We start from the raw sequence: 15,380 nt of genomic DNA on the forward strand, positions 1-15,380 counted from the left end.
GGGCGCTCCTCTCAGTCCAGGACGATCCGGTGCCTGCGCCGGAACGCGACGCCCTTCGCTCCGACGACCTCGACCACGAGGTCCCACTGCCCGCGCGCCACGGGCTCCGCGCGGGCCGCATAGGTTCCGGCGCCGACCTCGATCAGGCCGACGCGCAGATCCTGGCGCTTGTCGGTCGGGCGTTCGAGGCGAGCCTGCAGCGCTTGGCCACGAACCGGCCTTCCTGCCCCATCGGCCACGGTGACGTTGATCGACGCGACGGCTACGGGGTTGCGGACGGCGGTCGCAACGAGGCTCCATCCAAGGGCGTCCTGCTCGGCCGCACGCCTCAGCTCGGCGTTATAGCGTTGGCTGGCCTGGTAGGGGGACGGCTCGTCGAGGCCGGACCAGGTTCGGAAGGCGGACGTGACCAAGAAGGCGTCCGCGCTGGCGATGGTGCCGAAGAACGCGACGAAGATCATGAGAACCTTGCGACCGGTCAGTTGGCCGGATGAGCGCGAAGGACGCGGCGCGGCGATGATCGGCATGGTCATGGGGCCTTGAAGGTGTCCTGCGCGCGGGCCGTCTCGCCGGTCGCGGCGTCGGCGATGCGGAAGGTCAGGGGAGCGGAGGCCGCCGGCTCGGCGCCGGCCGGAGCGAAGACGAGGACGCGGAATTCCTGCGTCGCATCGGACGGCACGGGCAGGTCGCCGGCGAAGCCGCCCACGACCTCGACCCGCGCCCCGGGCAGGCCCTCGACCGCCAGGGCGTAGTGTCGCTCGCCGGGGCGCTTGTTGCTGAGCCGGACGGTGTAGCCGTTGCGGACGGAACCGTCGGACAGCGTCACAAACAGCGGGTTGCGGTCGTGCAGGACGCTCAGGCCCATGAAGCTGCGCGTCGCGAGACTGTAGAGCATGAACCCGCCGATGCCCGCGACGAGGGCCGCGTACAGGACGGTGCGCGGGCGGACGACGTGGCTGACGCGGCCCTTGCCGGCGGCGCGGCTCCGCCGGTTCGCCTCGGTGTCGTAGCCGATCAGCCCCGCAGGGCGCCCGAGCTTGGCCATGACGGTGTCGCAGGCATCGACGCACAGGCCGCACTGGATGCAGTCCATCTGCAGGCCGTCGCGGATGTCGATGCCGGCCGGGCAGGCGGTGACGCAGGCGAAGCAGTCGACGCAGTCGCCGGCGGGTTGGCCGGCGGCGCGCAGTACGGCTGCCTGCTTGGCCGAGACGCGGGGCTCGCCCCGCGCGTCCCGGTAGAGGATGTTGTAGGCGTGCTCGTCGGTCAGCGCCGCCTGGATGCGGGGCCAGGGGCACATGTAGGTGCAGACCTGCTCGCGCATGTGGCCGGCGAGCAGATAGGTGGTCGCGGTCAGCATCAGGATCGCGATGTAGGCCGGTGCCGGGGCCTGGAACGTGGCGAGTTGGGCCACCAGCGTCGGCGCGTCGGCGAAGTAGAGCACCCAGGCGCCGCCGGTCCACCACGCGATCAGCAGCCAGATGGAGTGCTTCATCGTCCGCAGCGCGATCTTCTCCATCGACCATGGCGCGGCGTCGAGCTTCAGCCGCTCGCGCCGGTCGCCCTCGATCAGGCGCTCGACGGCGAGGAACAGGTCGGTCCACACGGTCTGCGGGCAGAGGTAGCCGCACCAGACGCGGCCCGCGACGGCGTTCATCAGGAACAGGACCAGGGCCGCGAGGATCAGGAGACCCATCACGTAGGTCACGTCCTGCGGCCAGAGCTCGATGCCGAAGAAGTGGAAGCGGCCGCGGTCGAGGTCGAGCAGGACCGCCTGGGAAGGCTGGCCCGGGCCCCGGTCCCAGCGGATGAACGGGACGGCGTAGTACACGCCGAGCGTGACCGCGAGCAGCGCCCACTTGATCCTGCGGAAGGTGCCTCGCACAGCCTGCGGCTGAATCTTGGTCCGGGCGGCGTAGAGCGACCCGTTCACCGCCGGGATGGCCGTCCTCTTGGCGCGGTTGCCGAACTTCTTGGTCGGGCGGGACCTGGGTGACGCGGCTGTCTGTGTCGGCTCGGCGAGGGGCATCGGTGCGGGTTTCCGTCCGGCGACGCGGCCGGCTCCGTTCGTCCTACGGTCCGCCCGGGCCACCCGCCTTGATCTCGCTCAAGCCAGGATTTGAGCCACGTCCAGAGTTCGCGCGGGACGTGGCTCGCGGGACGCCGGTCGGTTCGGGCCCCCTCGGAACCGACCGGGCTGACATCCGGCTACTGGCCGCCGCCCAAGCCGTGCACGTAGACCGCCAGCGACTTGATGGTCGCGGCATCGAGCCGGCCATCCCAGGCGGGCATCACGCCCTTGCGGCCGTTGGTGACCGTGGCCACCACCTGCTCCGGGGCGGAGCCGTAGAGCCAGATCGGGTCGGTCAGGTTGGGCGCCCCCATCTCCGGGTTGCCCTTCGTGGCCTCGCCGTGACAGGCGGCGCAATTGCCCGCGAACACCCCGGCACCCTTCTCGACACTCGCGCCGGCGACGCCCGGCTTGCCCGAGAGCGAGAGCACGTAGGTCGCCACCGCCTCGACCTCCTCGCGCTTGAGCACGCCGTCGCGCCCGAAGGCCGGCATGTCGCCGACATGCGCCTCGCTGTGGCCGGAGCGCGCGCCGAAGCGGATCGTCTGCTCGATCGCCTCGAGGGTGCCGCCCCAGAGCCAGTCGTCGTCCTGCAGGTTCGGGTAGCCCACCCGGCCGGTGGCCGACGTGCCGTGGCAGGCTGCGCAATTGTCGCCGAAGGCCGCCTTGCCGGTAGCCAGCGCGAGACGCAGCAGGGCCGGGTCGGCGCGGATCTCCGCCACCGAGGCGCTGGCGAGTTGCGCCAAGCCGCGGGCGTCGCGCTCCTTGCGAACCGTTTCGACCTCGTCCAAGACGGTCTGGCGTTGGGAGTATCCGAGCACCCCGCTGGTGTAACCACTCACGAGCGGCCAGGCGGGATAGGCGATCCAGTAGCCCAAGGCCCAGACGATGGTGGCGTAGAGGCCGTAGAGCCACCAGCGCGGCAGCGGGTTGTTGTACTCGGCGATGCCGTCCCACTCGTGCCCGGTGGTCTCCGGGCCGGCGGGCGGCTTGCCGGGGTTCGCGGTATCGGCCACGGCTCAGTCCTCGGTCAAGGGAAGATGGGCGGCCGCGTCGAACCGGGAGCGGTTGCGCGGCCAGAAGGCGTACAGGATCACGCCGGCGAAGATGCCGACGAAGTAGAGGAGGCCGCTGGTCTGCGCGAAGGCGGCAGCGCTTTCGTAGGTCATGGCGCTCACCTGAGGTTCTTCTGGTCTTCGTAGATCTTGAAGTCGACCATGGTGCCGAGCACCTGCAGGTAGGCGACCAGCGCGTCGATCTCGGCGACCTGGCTCTTGTCGCCGCCGAAGTCGCGGACGTTGGCACCGGGATAGCGGCGCTGCAGGTCGGCTGCGCCGGGACCGTCGGGATCGAGTTGCGCCTTCAGGTCCGTCCTGGCCCCGTCGATCATCTCGTCGGTATAGGGGACGCCGATGGCGCGGTTGGCCTTGAGGTCGTCCGCGATGGCGTCGGCGTCGAGCGGCCGGTCGAGGAAGGCGTAGGCCGGCATGATCGAGGCCGGGACCACGGCACGCGGGTCCTTCAGGTGCTCGCGGTGCCAAGCGTCCGAATACTTGCCGCCGACGCGGGCGAGGTCCGGCCCGGTCCGCTTCGAGCCCCACTGGAAAGGATGGTCGTACATGCTCTCGGCGGCGAGCGAGAAATGGCCGTAGCGCTCGATCTCATCGCGCATCGGCCGGACCATCTGGCTGTGGCAGAGGTAGCAGCCCTCGCGGATGTAGATGTTGCGCCCGGCGAGCTCCAGCGGCGTGTAGGGTCTAACACCTTCGACCTTCTCAATCGTGCTCTTCAGGTAGAACAGCGGCGTAATCTCCACGAGGCCGCCGATGGCGACGACGAGGAGTGCGCCGATGAGCAGGATGATGGAGTTTTTCTCGAGGACCTCGTGCCTCTTCCAGAGGCCGGGCTGGGCGGTGGCCATGATCAAGCGTCCGTGATGCGGGATGGGACGGGGGATCACGGGAGCCGCCGGGACAGGCGGCTCCCGCGAGGGTCACTCGGCCGGTACCAGGGCCGGTTCGGCCGTGGGGGCGGCCCCGGGCTCACGCTCGCCGGCGGTCTTGCCCGCGATGGTCATGGCTAGGTTGTAGGCCATGAGCAGCGCCCCGATCAGGAACAGCACCCCTCCCAGCGCCCGCACGAGGTAGTAGGGCTGCATCGCCTCGACGGTCTCCACGAAGGAGTATTCGAGGAAGCCGAGCGAGTTGTAGGCGCGCCACATCAGGCCCTGCATGATGCCGGCGACCCACATCGACGTGATGTATAGCACGATGCCGAGCGTCGAGATCCAGAAGTGCCACTCGACGAGCTTGAGGGAATACAGCTCACGCCGGTTCCACAGCCAGGGCACCAGGCAGTAGATCGCCCCGAACGAGACGTAGGCGACCCAGCCCAGCGCCCCGGAATGCACGTGGCCGATGGTCCAGTCCGTGTAGTGCGACAGCCCGTTGACGGCCTTGATGGCCATGAGCGGTCCCTCGAAGGTCGCCATGCCGTAGAAAGCGAGCGAGACGACCATGAAGCGCAGGACCGGGTCGGTGCGCAGCTTGTCCCAGGCGCCCGACAGCGTCATCAGGCCGTTGATCATGCCGCCCCAGGACGGCATCCAGAGCATGACCGAGAAGGTCATTCCGAGCGTCTGGGCCCAGTCCGGCAGCGCCGTGTAGTGCAGGTGGTGCGGACCCGCCCAGATATACATGAAGATCAGCGCCCAGAAGTGGATGATCGACAGGCGGTACGAGTAGATGGGCCGCTCGGCGCGCTTCGGGACGAAGTAGTACATGATCGCCAGGAAGCCGGCGGTGAGGAAGAAGCCCACTGCGTTGTGGCCGTACCACCACTGGATCAGGGCATCCTGGACACCTGCGAACATTGGATACGATTTCGAGCCGAGGAAGCTCACCGGCATCGCCAGGTTATTGACGATGTGCAGCATCGCGATTGTTACGATGAAGGCGAGGTAGAACCAGTTCGCCACGAAGATGTGCGGTTCCTTGCGCTTCCAGAGCGTGGCCAGGAACACGAGGAGGTATGCGACCCAGACGATGGTGAGCCACAGGTCGGCATACCATTCGGGTTCGGCGTACTCCTTCGACTGGGTGACCCCCATCAGGTAGCCGGTGCCGGCGATGACGATGAACAGGTTGTAGCCGAGCACCACGAACCAGGGCGCGAGATCGCCGGCCAGCCGCGCCCGGCAGGTGCGCTGGACGACGTACATCGACGTCCCGATCAGGACATTGCCGCCGAAGGCGAAGATCACCGCCGAGGTGTGCAGCGGGCGCAGGCGGCCGAAGCTCGTGTATTCGAGCCCGAGGTTGAGCGAGGGCGCCCAGAGCTGGAAGGCGATGGTGCAGCCGACGAGGAAGCCCGCGATGCCCCAGGCCATCGCGGCGATCACGGTGAACTTGACCGGTCCGAGGTTGTAGTTCGGCTTGCCGTCGATCTGCTGCGGAGACCCCTCCGCGGGTCGTCCCTCGTAGCGCTTGAGGATGGCGGCGATGCCGGCGACCGCGGCGAGTGCGAACACGGCCATGTGGACGCTGAACGGCGCGTCGACCGCGCGGGCCGAGGCCAGGGCGCAGAGGAAGGCGCTCACGAGGAGGGCGAGGCCGAGGCCGACCTCTCCCTCGGTCATGTACTTGGATGATGGTGTCGCGGCCATGGCTCGCTCGATTCGCCCCGTGCAAAAACGGCTATGCCTGCGCTTAGGGACGCGGGCGTCCAGGAGCCTTGATTTCGATCAAACGACCCGCCGCCATGCCGACCCGCCGCCATGCCGACCCGCCGCCATGCCGACCCGCCGCCATGCCGACCCGCCGCCATGCCGACCCGCAGATGCTGGCCGCCCGAACCGACGGGCGCCCGGCATCCCGGAAGCCCGCCCAGGCCAGGGCGCGCCGTCGTCCGCCGGTGCCCATCCGCGGGTTCGATGGCGAGGCGTGCGTGACCGGTGGCGGGGCCCGGCGGTGACCAAGCCTTTGGGGACGGAGGGTCCGGGACGCGGCCACGGAGGGCGGAGCATCCGGATGAGGGCTGGACGACCGGGTCGGCTCAAGCCCGTTCCTGGCGGCAAAACCCCGAGACTCCCGCTCGTCAGGATCATGGCCGCCTGGACCAGGGGTGCGAGGATCTTGGTGCCCGTGACCAGCGCGTGGGAAAAGGAAGCCCCCGGCGTTGAGGATCAGGGTCTCCGGAGGCAAGAGCGCTCATGACCTCGGCCAGCGCGGGCGCCGGCCGGCTGACGCCGCGCCCAACCAAGAAAGCAACGGTCCTGACCACGGCCGCCGTGGCGAGCAGGGCCAGCATCGTGGGGCGCATCCGCGCGGCGATGTCTTCAGCGTGGACACCGGAGCCGATCACCCAGCCCCATGGTGCGAAACCCTTGACGCAGGAAATCTTGTCGACCGGCTGATCGGCGCCGGGCTTGGCCCATTGATAGGGCACGAACCCCGATCCCCTGGCTTTCACGACCTCGACGATCTCCCGAAACAGGCGCTTGCCGTTCGGATCGCGCATCTCGCCAAGATCCTTGCCGTCGAGCTCGGGTTCGACTGGATGCCTGAGCAATCAAGGGCTCATGTCGTTGATCCAGAAGTATTCCTTACCGGCGTAACGCAGCGCCTTGACGGTCGCGAGGGCGGTTCCCTGGGCATCCTCGCGGCTCATCCGGCCGGCGCGCTCCTCGCCCTCGAAGTGGGCGAGGATGCCGTGCGCTGTCTCGACGAGGTCGCGGGTCTTGAGGGCGCGGACCTCGGTGACAGCACCGTGCAGGCCGTGCGGGCGAGCTCTTCGATCAGGGATACGTGCTCCCGCGTGCCCGAGGTGTCTCGATGCTCCACCGCAGCCACCACTCGTACGCGAAGGCGTCGAGGCCGGAGATGCCGGCGTTGTAGCGCCAGGCCCACGACATCGCCTCCTTGCCTTGCTGGACGACGCGGCGGGCGGCCGAGGCGGTGTTGCTCGTCAGGACGGAGTTTCGGACCGCCTCCGGATCTCCGATGCGGATGTCGGAAACGAGCCGGTCCTGGATGACCTTGAAGGCCGCGTGGCGCAGGTAGCTCTCGTACAACCCCCGGCAGCCCGCCCGGGCGCGGGCCGCGACATATTCTCTGGCCGGCCGCGAGCCCTTGATCCCGGCCGGCACATGCCGCATCGGCTCACCTCCATCCTGGGAACAACCTCCCTTCAGGAGTCAGGAGCGCCGCATGGCTCCGCCACTCGCCCGGCGAGGCAAATGGTGACGCCCCGGGCGTCCACGACCGCGCTGATGCCGCTCGTCGAGGCCGTGGCGGCGCTCGCCGGCCTGGCGCGCCCGGTCGCGGCCGAGGCGGTGGCGTGGCCCGAGGCGCCGGGCGCCGTGGCGGCCCGGGACGTCGTGATCGCGGCCGGCCTGCCGGAGCGGCGGACCGCCCTGCGGGACGGCTGGGCGGTCGATGCGGCGTCCATCGTCGGCGCCTCGCCCTACGCGCCGGTGCCGGTCTCGCGCCCGCCCGCCTGGGTCGAGGCCGGCGCGCCGCTCCCCGCCGGCACCGACGCGCTGCTGGTGCCCGAGGCGATCGGTGCCGACCCGCGCGAGATCGAGGCCGAGGCCGCTCCCGGGGAGGGGACCCGCGCCGCGGGCGCCGAACTGCCGCCGGGCGCCCGCCTGGTCGCGGCCGGCGAGCGGCTGAGCCCGCTCCGCGGCCTCGCCCTGGCGGCGGCGGGCCTCTCGCGGGTGGCGGTCCGCCGCCCGCGCCTGCGCCTCCTTGCGGCCGCGCCCGATACCCTCTCGCCGGTGCTCGGCGCCTGGATCGCCGCCCGGGGCGGAGTCACCGAGACGGCTCCGCGACCGGGCGAGACCGGGGATCTCGTCGAGGCCCTGCGGCGGCCCGGAGCCGACGCCGTCCTGGTGATCGGCGGCACCGGGCCCGGGCGGCGCGATCACGCCGCCGAGGCCTTGGCGCGGGCCGGGCGGCTCGTCGCCCACGGCCTCGCCCTGCGGCCGGGCGAGAGCGCCGGCTTCGGCGAGGCGGCGGGGCGGCCGGTGCTTCTGCTGCCGGGCCGGCCGGACGCGGCGCTCGCCGCCTGGCTCGCCCTCGGCCGGCCGCTCCTGGCGGCGCTCGCCGGCGCCGCCCCGGCACTGCCCGTCATCCTCCCGCTCACCCGCAAGGTCGCGTCGGTGATCGGAATGACAGACGTCGTCTTCCTCCGCCGCACGCCTGACGGCGTCGAACCCCTCGGCGGGGCCGAGATCCCGCTCCACCGCCTGGCCTTGGCCGATGCCGCCCTGCTGGTGCCGCCGGCGCAGGAAGGGTATCCCGCCGGGACCCCCGTCGAGGTGCTGCCGCTTTGACCGCTTCATCCCCCGACGCCTTCCTCGCCCGCCTCGCCGCGGCCTCGCGCCAGGAGCAGTTCCTGGCCGTGGTGAGCCGGGACGAGGCGATGGCGCGCTGGCGCGAAGCCGTGCCGCACACCGCTCTTCCGCCCGAGATGGTGGCCCTGCCTGACGCGCTCGGCCGGGTGCTCGCGGCCGACATCGCCTCGCCGATCGACGTGCCGCCCTTCGACCGCGCCCTCGTTGACGGTTTCGCGGTCCGGGCCGCCGACACCGAGGGGGCGAGCGAGGCGGAGCCGCGCCGCCTCATCCTCAATCGCGAGATCCTGGCCTGCGGAGTCGCGCCCGCCGTCACGGTCGGCCCCGGCAGCGCCACCCCGATCGCCACCGGCGGCGTGCTGCCCCGCGGCGCCGACGCGGTGGTGATGGTCGAGGCCACCGAGTTCGAGGACGGCCCGGACCCCGCCATCGCCCTCACGCAACCGGCCGGTCCGGGCCGGTTCGTCGGCTATGCCGGGGCCGACATGGCCCGGGGCGAGACGGTGCTGCGCCGCGCCGCCCTGGTCACCGCCCGCGAGATCGGCATGCTGGCGGCCTGCGGCCTCGCCGAGGTCGCGGTGGTGCGCCGGCCCCGGGTCGCCATCCTGTCCACCGGCGACGAGCTGGTGGCGCCGGGCCGGCCCCTCGGCCCCGGCAAGCTCTACGATTCCAACGGCGCCATCGTGGCGGCGAGCGTGACCGAGAATGGCGGCGTCGCCCTGCCGGCCGGCATCGTGCCGGACGACGAGGCGGCGCTGGAACGGGCCCTGCGCGCGGCCCTCGCGACGGCCGACCTCGTGGTCCTGTCCGGCGGCACCTCGAAGGGGGCCGGCGACGTCTCGCACCGCATCCTGTCGCGGCTCGGGGAACCCGGCATCCTGGTCCACGGCGTGGCGCTCAAGCCCGGCAAGCCGCTCTGCCTGGCAAAGGCCGGCGACGTGCCGGTGGTGGTGCTGCCGGGCTTCCCGACCTCGGCGATGTTCACCTTCCACGAATTCGTGGTGCCGCTGATCCGGGCTCTCGCCGGCCTGCCAGCCCGGGAGGAGGAGAGCGTCGCGGCGCGGCTGCCGCAGCGCCTCGGCTCCGAGCTCGGCCGCACCGAGTACGTGATGGCGGCCCTCTCCCGGGGGGCGGACGGGTTCGTGGCCCTGCCGCTCGCCAAGGGCTCGGGCGCCGTCACGGCGTTCTCGCAGGCGGACGGTTTCTTCGCGGTGCCGGCGAACCGGGGCGGGATCGAGGCCGGCGAGACCGTGCGCGTGTCCCGGATCGGCCGGGCGGCGCGGCCGCCGGACCTGACGATCGTCGGCAGCCACTGCCTCGGCCTCGACCGGCTGGTCGGGCACCTCGCGGAGCGGGGCGTCTCCGCCCGCACCCTCTGGGTCGGCTCGGCCGGAGGGCTCGCGGCCCTGCGCCGGGGCGAATGCGACCTCGCCGCCCTGCACCTCCTCGATCCCGCGACCGGGCGCTACAACGCGCCCTACCTCACCCCCGGCCTCGCCCTCGCGCCGGGCTGGCGCCGGCTGCAGGGCGTGGTCTTTCGCACAAGCGATGCCCGCTTCGAGGGCCGCGACCCGCAGGCCGCTTTGGCCGGCCTCCTCGACGACGCGGCGGCCGTCATGGTCAACCGCAACACCGGCGCCGGCACCCGGACGCTGATCGAGGGGCTTCTGAACGGCGCCCGCCCCCCCGGCTACTGGAACCAGCCGCGCTCGCACAACGCCGTCGCGGCGGCGGTGGCGCAGGGGCGGGCCGATTGGGGCGTGGCGATCCGGACCGTGGCGGACGCTTACGGCCTCGGCTTCCTGCCGCTGACCGAGGAGCATTACGACTTCGCCTACGGGGAAGAGCGCCGGGACGAGCCGGCGCTCGCGGCGTTCCTCTCCCTCCTGGACGACCCGGCCCTGGCCGCCGACCTCGCCGGCCTCGGCTTCACGCGGGCGGGGGGCTGACCATGCGGGTCATCGGCCTTGCCGGCTGGTCGGGTGCGGGCAAGACGACGCTCCTCGTGCGGCTGATCCCGGTCTTGCGGGCGCGCTCGTTGCGCGTCGCGACGCTCAAGCACGCCCACCACGCCTTCGACGTCGACCAGCCCGGCAAGGACTCGTGGCGCCACCGCGAGGCCGGGGCGAGCGAGGTGATCGTCTCGTCGCGCCGCCGCACCGTGCAGATCCGCGAGGTCGAGGAGGAGGCGCGCCTGCCCGACCTCCTGCGCCGGCTCTCTCCTTGCGACCTCGTGGTGGTCGAGGGCTTCAAGCGCGAGGCGCATCCGAAGCTCGAGGTGTACCGCCACGCCAACGGCCGCCCGCCGCTCCACCCGGACGATCCCCGCATCGTCGCGGTGGCGAGCGACCATCCCTTCCCGGAGGCCGGCCGGCCGGTCGTGCCCCTCGACGCGGTGGAGACGGTCGCCGATATCGTGCTGGCGCGGTCGGAGCCCCTCGCGGCTTTGCTGGAAAGGCTGGATCCTCACAGGCTCGACGGTCATAGGCTCGAAGATCATGGCGCAGCTGACTGACGATTGCTTCGCCTTCGGCGGCCCGCTGCTCACGGTCGAGGAGGCGGCCGCCCTCGTCGCCGCGCGGGTGCCGGTCCTGGCCGGGACCGAGACCGTGTCCTTGATGCAGGCCGACGGGCGCATCGCCGCCACGGACGTCGTGGCGGGCCTCGACCTGCCGCCCTTCGACAATTCCGCCGTCGACGGCTACGCCGTGCGCTTCGCCGACCTCGCGCCGGGCGCCGAGACGGTGCTGCCGGTGCGCGGCCGCCTGCCCGCCGGCGCGGTGCCGGAGGGTGCGGCCCTCGCCGGCACGGCCGCGCGGATCTTCACCGGCGCGCCGATGCCGCCGGGGGCCGACACGGTGTTCATGCAGGAGGACGTGCGGCGCGCGGGCGACGCGGTCGCGCTGCCGGCCGGCCTCAAGGCGGGCGCAAACCGCCGGCTCGCCGGCGAGGACGTCGCCCGCGGCAGCGTCGTGATCCCGGCCGGCCGGCGCCTGACCCCGCCGGATCTCGCGCTCGCCGCCGCGACCGGCCACGCCGGGCTTGCCGTGCGCCGGCGCCTGCGGGTCGCGGTCTTCTCCACCGGCGACGAACTGGCCGAGCCGGGCGCCGCCTTGCGGCCCGGCGCGATCCACGATTCGAACCGGGTTCTCCTCGTGGCGCTCCTGCGCCGCCTCGGCGCCGAGGTGAGCGACCTCGGCATCCTGCGCGACGACCCCGCCCTCCTGCCGGAGCGGCTGCGGGCGGCGGCGGCCGGCCACGACCTGATCCTCACCTCGGGCGGCGTCTCGACCGGCGAGGAGGACCACGTCAAGGCGGCGGTCGAGGCGGCCGGGCGGCTGGTGTTCTGGCGCCTCGCCATCAAGCCGGGCCGGCCGGTGGCGATGGGGCTCATCGGCGACACCGCCTTCGTCGGCCTGCCGGGCAACCCGGTCGCAGTCTACGTCACGCTGCTCTTCGTGGTCCGCCCGCTCCTCGCCCGCCTCGGCGGCGCCACGCTCGACCCGCCCCCGAGCCAGCCCGCCCGCGCCGCCTTCCGCTACCGCAAGAAGGCCGGCCGGCGGGAATACGTCCGCGTCTCGCTGCGGCGGGGGGCGGACGGGGTGGTCGAGGCGGTGAAGTTCCCTCGCGACGGGGCCGGGGTGCTGTCCTCGCTCACCGGCAGCGACGGGCTCGCGGAGCTGCCGGAGGCGGTGACCGGGGTTGAGGAGGGGGAGTGGGTGGAGGTGTACCGGCACCCGCTGTTGTGGTGAGGGTGGGGTTCGCGGGGGCGTGCCGCGGTAAGTGTCCTTCCCGTCCTCCGTGCAAGTAGTCCTGTCCGGACAAAGGATGAGGCGGAGGTCTCTCCTCTCCCCGCGGGCGGGGAGAGGGCCGTGTTGCCGTTCAGGGAACACGGCAAGCGCAGGCGCAGCCGGAGCGAGGGTGAGGGGGAGGTGCCGGAGGAGCCTCTTCCGGAGACACCCCCTCACCCCCGCCCTGCGGGCTTGCCGCACCACCTGGACGGTGATGCGGCCCTCTCCCCGCCCGCGGGGAGAGGTGGAAACCCGCGCATCGTCATTCCTCCGGCAGCCTGTCGCGCTCCCACCCGATACCCCGCCGTCAGCCAAACCAGATGTCCGTCGGGATCGCGCAGCAGCGCGTCCGCACCCCCGTCCGGCCGCGGGACCGGGCGAGAGACGATCCGCCCGGCATGGGCCGCGCAGGCCGCCCGCAGCGCCGCGCCATCCGCCATCTCCAAGACCAGCCGGGTCGCCGCCACGTCGTTGGCCGCGAGGTCGGAGGCCGCGCGCGGGTAATCGCCGCGATAGCACAGCAGCTCGACATGAGGCGGATGTCCGTCCGGGAAGCCGAGGCCGGTCACCTCGACGGTCGGATCGGCGACGGCGTCGAGGCGGGCCTGCTCGGGGCCGGTATTGAGCGAACGCGACGCCACCCGCAGCCCGAGCGATTCGTAGAACGCGACGCTGCGGGCGGTGTCCGCCACCGAGATCGCCGAGTGGTCGAGGCCGAGGCACGGGGTGCCGGCATCGGGCCGCCGCCAGGCCGTGGGGGTCGCGTCCGGCGGGAAGGCCAGGAATTCGAGGGGATGCCCTTCGGGGTCGCGGAACTTGAACGCCGTCACGCCGCCCGAGGAGTCCGGCAGTCGCACCGGGCCGTCGGTCGAGATCGGGCGCCAGCCCGGACGGGCCGACAGGCGGGCATGGGCCGCCGCCATGTCCGACACGATGATCGCGCAGTGCTGAAACAGCGGGATGAAGCCCGGCACGTCGCCCGGATAGGGTCGCCCCGCGGGCGAGACCGCCACGAGGTCGAGGCGCTGGTCGCCGAGGCGCAGCGGCACGGTCCGCGTCACCGGCAGGCCGGCAGAAGCCGGGTCCGGTGGCGCCTCCGCGTCCGCGAAGCCGAGGGCGTCGCGGTAGAAGCCCGCGAGCCGGTCCGGCTCGGCCGCCACCAGGACGACGCGGGCGAGGCGCAGGGCACCTGCTGGACTGGCACTCACGGGAGCGGCGCTCACGGGATCTGCACCCCGCGCCGGTCGAGGAAGATCGCGTAGAGCGTGTGCGAGCCGCCGATGAACAGGCGGTTCTTGGCCGATCCGCCGAAGGTGATGTTCGAGACCCGGTGCGGCACCAGGATCTTGCCCATCAGCTTGCCCTCCGGGCTGAGGCAGTGGACCCCGTCGCCTGCGCTCGACCAGATATTGCCGTCCTCGTCGATTCGCATCCCGTCGCAATAGCCCGGCGAGATCGTGTGGAAGATCTCGCCGCCGGAGAGCGCACCGTCGGGCGCGACGTCGAACACCCGGATGTGCTGGCGCGGGTTCGGCTTCGACTGGTCGCCGGTCTCGGCGACGTAGAGCCGGCGCTCGTCGGGCGAGAAGGCGAGGCCGTTCGGCCCGTCGAAATCGCCCGCCATCACCGTGATCTCGCTCGTCGCCGGATCGAAGCGGTACAGGGCCGGGGGCTGCTCCGATTTCTGACGTCCGCCCTCGTAGTCGTTCGCGATGCCGTAGACCGGATCGCTGAACCAGATCGTGCCGTCGGACTTCACCACCACGTCGTTCGGCGAATTCAGCCGCTTGCCGGCGTGGTGGGTGACGAGGGTCGTGACCGTCCCGTCGTGCTCCGTGCGATACAGGCAGCGGCCGCGATGCGAGCAGGCGATCAGCCGGCCCTGGCGGTCGCGGGTCTGGCCGTTGGCGTAGTTCGAGGGCTGGCGATAGACCGAGAAGCCGGCCCCCTCGATCCACCGCATGGTCCGGTTGCGCGGCAGGTCCTGGAACAGCAGGCAATCGGCATCGCCCATCCAGACCGGCCCCTCGATCCAGCGGAAGCCGGAGCCGAGTTCCTCGAGCGGCGCGTTGCCGAGGATGTAGTGCGTGAAGCGCGCGTCGTGGATCTCGAACCCGTCCATGGCGTCACCGGAACCGGCAGGCCGCCCCCGTCGTCGGGGGCTTGTCATACTGCACGATCATCAGCACCGCCGGCGCGTCCCCGACCGTGCCGGAGCGGTGGCCCTTCCTGCCGTCGACCTCGCGGACGTTCTGGTCCTCGCCGAACGAGATCTCGCCCGGGCCCATCTCGACCCGGGTGCCGTCCATCGATTCGACGAACCAGCGGCCCGAGAGCGGGATGATCCATTGCGGCTTCGGGTTGGGGTGCCAGTCGCCGGTCCAGCCGACCGGCTGCACGGTGACGAAGACGGTGGCGCCGTCATGGGTCTTCTGCCCCTGCCATTGCGGCGGGGCCGGCGGCGACATCGACTTCTCCTCGAACTCGGTGAAGGCGCACCGGGTCTGGTGGCTGATCCCGTCCGCGTCGGCCCAGAGGTGCCAGTAGGGAACGGTGGGGGTCTGATCGCTCATCGGGCGGTCTCGCTGACGCTGTAGGGCCTCGACGAGGCGAAGGGGTCGGAGAAGAACGTCTCCACCGTCGCCGCCCCCGTGCCGAAGGTGACGAGCAGAAACCCGCCGGCGAGCGCGAGGTTCTTCCAGAAATCCCAGAAAAGCTCGCGCCCCTTGCCGCCGGACCAGAAATCCCCCGGCTTCCAGAACTGCTTCCACAGGAGCGCCGTGACGCCGCAATAGCCGGCGAGCACGAAAGCGGCGAAGCGGTCGGCGATGCCGGTGAGGATGCCGAGCGACATCACGATCTCGACGAACAGGCCGATCAGGATCAGCAGCGTGGCGGGACCCGTGGCGTGCACCGCCTGCCTGGCCTGGCCTACCGCACCGCGAAAGTTCAGGATCTTGTCCAGCGCGCTGAACGGCAGGAACAGCAGCACCAGGAGGAGCCTGACGCCGAAGGCGACCGCGATGCTGAGGGAGGCCATCCGTCGCAAACCCCGCTGCCCTGTGTGCACCTGCGAAAAGCTAACTGGGGCGGATCGACGTTCGCGCCAGCCCCGCCATATGCCCCACGGCACGGCCGTCAGGCCCTGCCTAAGCAGAATTGC

Annotated in this window: 15 protein-coding genes and 1 pseudogene; 4 read left to right on the top strand and 12 right to left on the bottom strand. The window is 71.7% G+C overall.

Annotated features, from left to right (window positions below; all coding sequences use genetic code 11):
- Positions 1-11 precede the first annotated feature (11 nt).
- The 8 genes and pseudogenes from EU555_RS16850 to EU555_RS16885 form a co-directional block, all read right to left on the bottom strand.
- The gene (locus EU555_RS16850; RefSeq protein WP_135416080.1) at positions 12-533 is read right to left on the bottom strand and encodes a FixH family protein; all 522 of its coding nucleotides are present in this window, start codon (positions 531-533) and stop codon (positions 12-14) included.
- Positions 530-2,029 (bottom strand): cytochrome c oxidase accessory protein CcoG, encoded by a 1,500-nt coding sequence (ccoG, locus tag EU555_RS16855; protein ID WP_135416082.1) that lies wholly within the window; start codon positions 2,027-2,029, stop codon positions 530-532. Before ccoG ends, EU555_RS16850 begins: the two co-directional genes overlap by 4 nt.
- A gap of 179 nt (positions 2,030-2,208) precedes the next feature.
- A complete protein-coding gene (gene ccoP / locus EU555_RS16860; protein ID WP_135416084.1) occupies positions 2,209-3,087 on the bottom strand; it encodes a cytochrome-c oxidase, cbb3-type subunit III in 879 nt (292 codons plus the stop codon).
- Positions 3,088-3,090: 3 nt separating this feature from the next.
- A complete protein-coding gene (locus tag EU555_RS16865; protein ID WP_135416086.1) occupies positions 3,091-3,240 on the bottom strand; it encodes a cbb3-type cytochrome c oxidase subunit 3 in 150 nt (49 codons plus the stop codon).
- A 5-nt stretch (positions 3,241-3,245) separates the two neighbouring features.
- On the bottom strand, positions 3,246-3,992 hold the full coding sequence (gene ccoO, locus EU555_RS16870) for a cytochrome-c oxidase, cbb3-type subunit II (protein ID WP_135416088.1): 747 nt from the start codon (positions 3,990-3,992) through the stop codon (positions 3,246-3,248).
- Positions 3,993-4,064: 72 nt separating this feature from the next.
- Complete coding sequence (gene ccoN, locus EU555_RS16875) at positions 4,065-5,735, bottom strand: cytochrome-c oxidase, cbb3-type subunit I (protein WP_135416090.1); 1,671 nt, start codon at positions 5,733-5,735, stop codon at positions 4,065-4,067.
- A gap of 437 nt (positions 5,736-6,172) precedes the next feature.
- Positions 6,173-6,874: pseudogene (locus tag EU555_RS16880) on the bottom strand (cache domain-containing protein).
- Positions 6,867-7,226, bottom strand: a complete 360-nt coding sequence (locus tag EU555_RS16885; RefSeq protein ID WP_135416092.1) for a hypothetical protein — start codon at positions 7,224-7,226, stop codon at positions 6,867-6,869. Before EU555_RS16885 ends, EU555_RS16880 begins: the two are co-directional and overlap by 8 nt.
- A gap of 81 nt (positions 7,227-7,307) precedes the next feature.
- Here EU555_RS16885 and EU555_RS16890 point away from each other — a divergent pair, with 81 nt between their 5' ends.
- Genes EU555_RS16890 through EU555_RS16905 form a run of 4 tightly spaced genes read left to right on the top strand, consistent with a single transcriptional unit; the run spans position 7,308 to position 12,178 of the window.
- The gene (locus EU555_RS16890) at positions 7,308-8,405 is read left to right on the top strand and encodes a molybdopterin-binding protein (protein ID WP_245524336.1); all 1,098 of its coding nucleotides are present in this window, start codon (positions 7,308-7,310) and stop codon (positions 8,403-8,405) included.
- Entirely contained in the window at positions 8,402-10,375 is a 1,974-nt protein-coding gene (locus EU555_RS16895) for a molybdopterin biosynthesis protein (protein WP_245524337.1), read from the top strand. Before EU555_RS16890 ends, EU555_RS16895 begins: the two co-directional genes overlap by 4 nt.
- Before the next feature lie 2 nt (positions 10,376-10,377).
- Positions 10,378-10,941, top strand: coding sequence for a molybdopterin-guanine dinucleotide biosynthesis protein B (gene mobB, locus EU555_RS16900; protein ID WP_135416094.1), 564 nt, complete (start codon positions 10,378-10,380; stop codon positions 10,939-10,941).
- Positions 10,925-12,178: a molybdopterin molybdotransferase MoeA gene (locus EU555_RS16905; protein ID WP_135416096.1), complete on the top strand. Its 1,254-nt coding sequence runs from the start codon at positions 10,925-10,927 to the stop codon at positions 12,176-12,178. Before mobB ends, EU555_RS16905 begins: the two co-directional genes overlap by 17 nt.
- A 212-nt stretch (positions 12,179-12,390) precedes the next feature.
- On the opposite strand, the gene EU555_RS16910 is transcribed toward EU555_RS16905, so the two are convergent.
- Genes EU555_RS16910 through EU555_RS16925 form a run of 4 tightly spaced genes read right to left on the bottom strand, consistent with a single transcriptional unit; the run spans position 12,391 to position 15,257 of the window.
- Positions 12,391-13,440, bottom strand: coding sequence for a VOC family protein (locus EU555_RS16910; protein WP_135416098.1), 1,050 nt, complete (start codon positions 13,438-13,440; stop codon positions 12,391-12,393).
- On the bottom strand, positions 13,437-14,339 hold the full coding sequence (locus EU555_RS16915; protein WP_135416100.1) for an SMP-30/gluconolactonase/LRE family protein: 903 nt from the start codon (positions 14,337-14,339) through the stop codon (positions 13,437-13,439). The genes EU555_RS16910 and EU555_RS16915 overlap by 4 nt, the downstream gene beginning before the upstream one ends.
- A gap of 4 nt (positions 14,340-14,343) precedes the next feature.
- Positions 14,344-14,790 (bottom strand): cupin domain-containing protein, encoded by a 447-nt coding sequence (locus EU555_RS16920; protein WP_135416102.1) that lies wholly within the window; start codon positions 14,788-14,790, stop codon positions 14,344-14,346.
- Entirely contained in the window at positions 14,787-15,257 is a 471-nt protein-coding gene (locus EU555_RS16925; RefSeq protein ID WP_135416104.1) for a DoxX family protein, read from the bottom strand. Before EU555_RS16925 ends, EU555_RS16920 begins: the two co-directional genes overlap by 4 nt.
- Between the last annotated feature and the right edge of the window lie 123 nt (positions 15,258-15,380).

This window comes from Methylobacterium nonmethylotrophicum (assembly GCF_004745635.1).
Lineage (GTDB): Bacteria > Pseudomonadota > Alphaproteobacteria > Rhizobiales > Beijerinckiaceae > Methylobacterium > Methylobacterium nonmethylotrophicum.

Bases quoted from the DNA above. Each gene is read 5' to 3' on its own strand.
- EU555_RS16850 (WP_135416080.1), bottom strand. From the start codon at position 533: ATGACCATGCCGATCATCGCCGCGCCGCGTCCTTCGCGCTCATCCGGC.
- ccoG (WP_135416082.1), bottom strand. From the start codon at position 2,029: ATGCCCCTCGCCGAGCCGACACAGACAGCCGCGTCACCCAGGTCCCGC.
- EU555_RS16865 (WP_135416086.1), bottom strand. From the start codon at position 3,240: ATGACCTACGAAAGCGCTGCCGCCTTCGCGCAGACCAGCGGCCTCCTC.
- ccoO (WP_135416088.1), bottom strand. From the start codon at position 3,992: ATGGCCACCGCCCAGCCCGGCCTCTGGAAGAGGCACGAGGTCCTCGAG.
- ccoN (WP_135416090.1), bottom strand. From the start codon at position 5,735: ATGGCCGCGACACCATCATCCAAGTACATGACCGAGGGAGAGGTCGGC.
- EU555_RS16885 (WP_135416092.1), bottom strand. From the start codon at position 7,226: ATGCGGCATGTGCCGGCCGGGATCAAGGGCTCGCGGCCGGCCAGAGAA.
- EU555_RS16890 (WP_245524336.1), top strand. From the start codon at position 7,308: ATGGTGACGCCCCGGGCGTCCACGACCGCGCTGATGCCGCTCGTCGAG.
- mobB (WP_135416094.1), top strand. From the start codon at position 10,378: ATGCGGGTCATCGGCCTTGCCGGCTGGTCGGGTGCGGGCAAGACGACG.
- EU555_RS16905 (WP_135416096.1), top strand. From the start codon at position 10,925: ATGGCGCAGCTGACTGACGATTGCTTCGCCTTCGGCGGCCCGCTGCTC.
- EU555_RS16915 (WP_135416100.1), bottom strand. From the start codon at position 14,339: ATGGACGGGTTCGAGATCCACGACGCGCGCTTCACGCACTACATCCTC.
- EU555_RS16920 (WP_135416102.1), bottom strand. From the start codon at position 14,790: ATGAGCGATCAGACCCCCACCGTTCCCTACTGGCACCTCTGGGCCGAC.
- EU555_RS16925 (WP_135416104.1), bottom strand. From the start codon at position 15,257: ATGGCCTCCCTCAGCATCGCGGTCGCCTTCGGCGTCAGGCTCCTCCTG.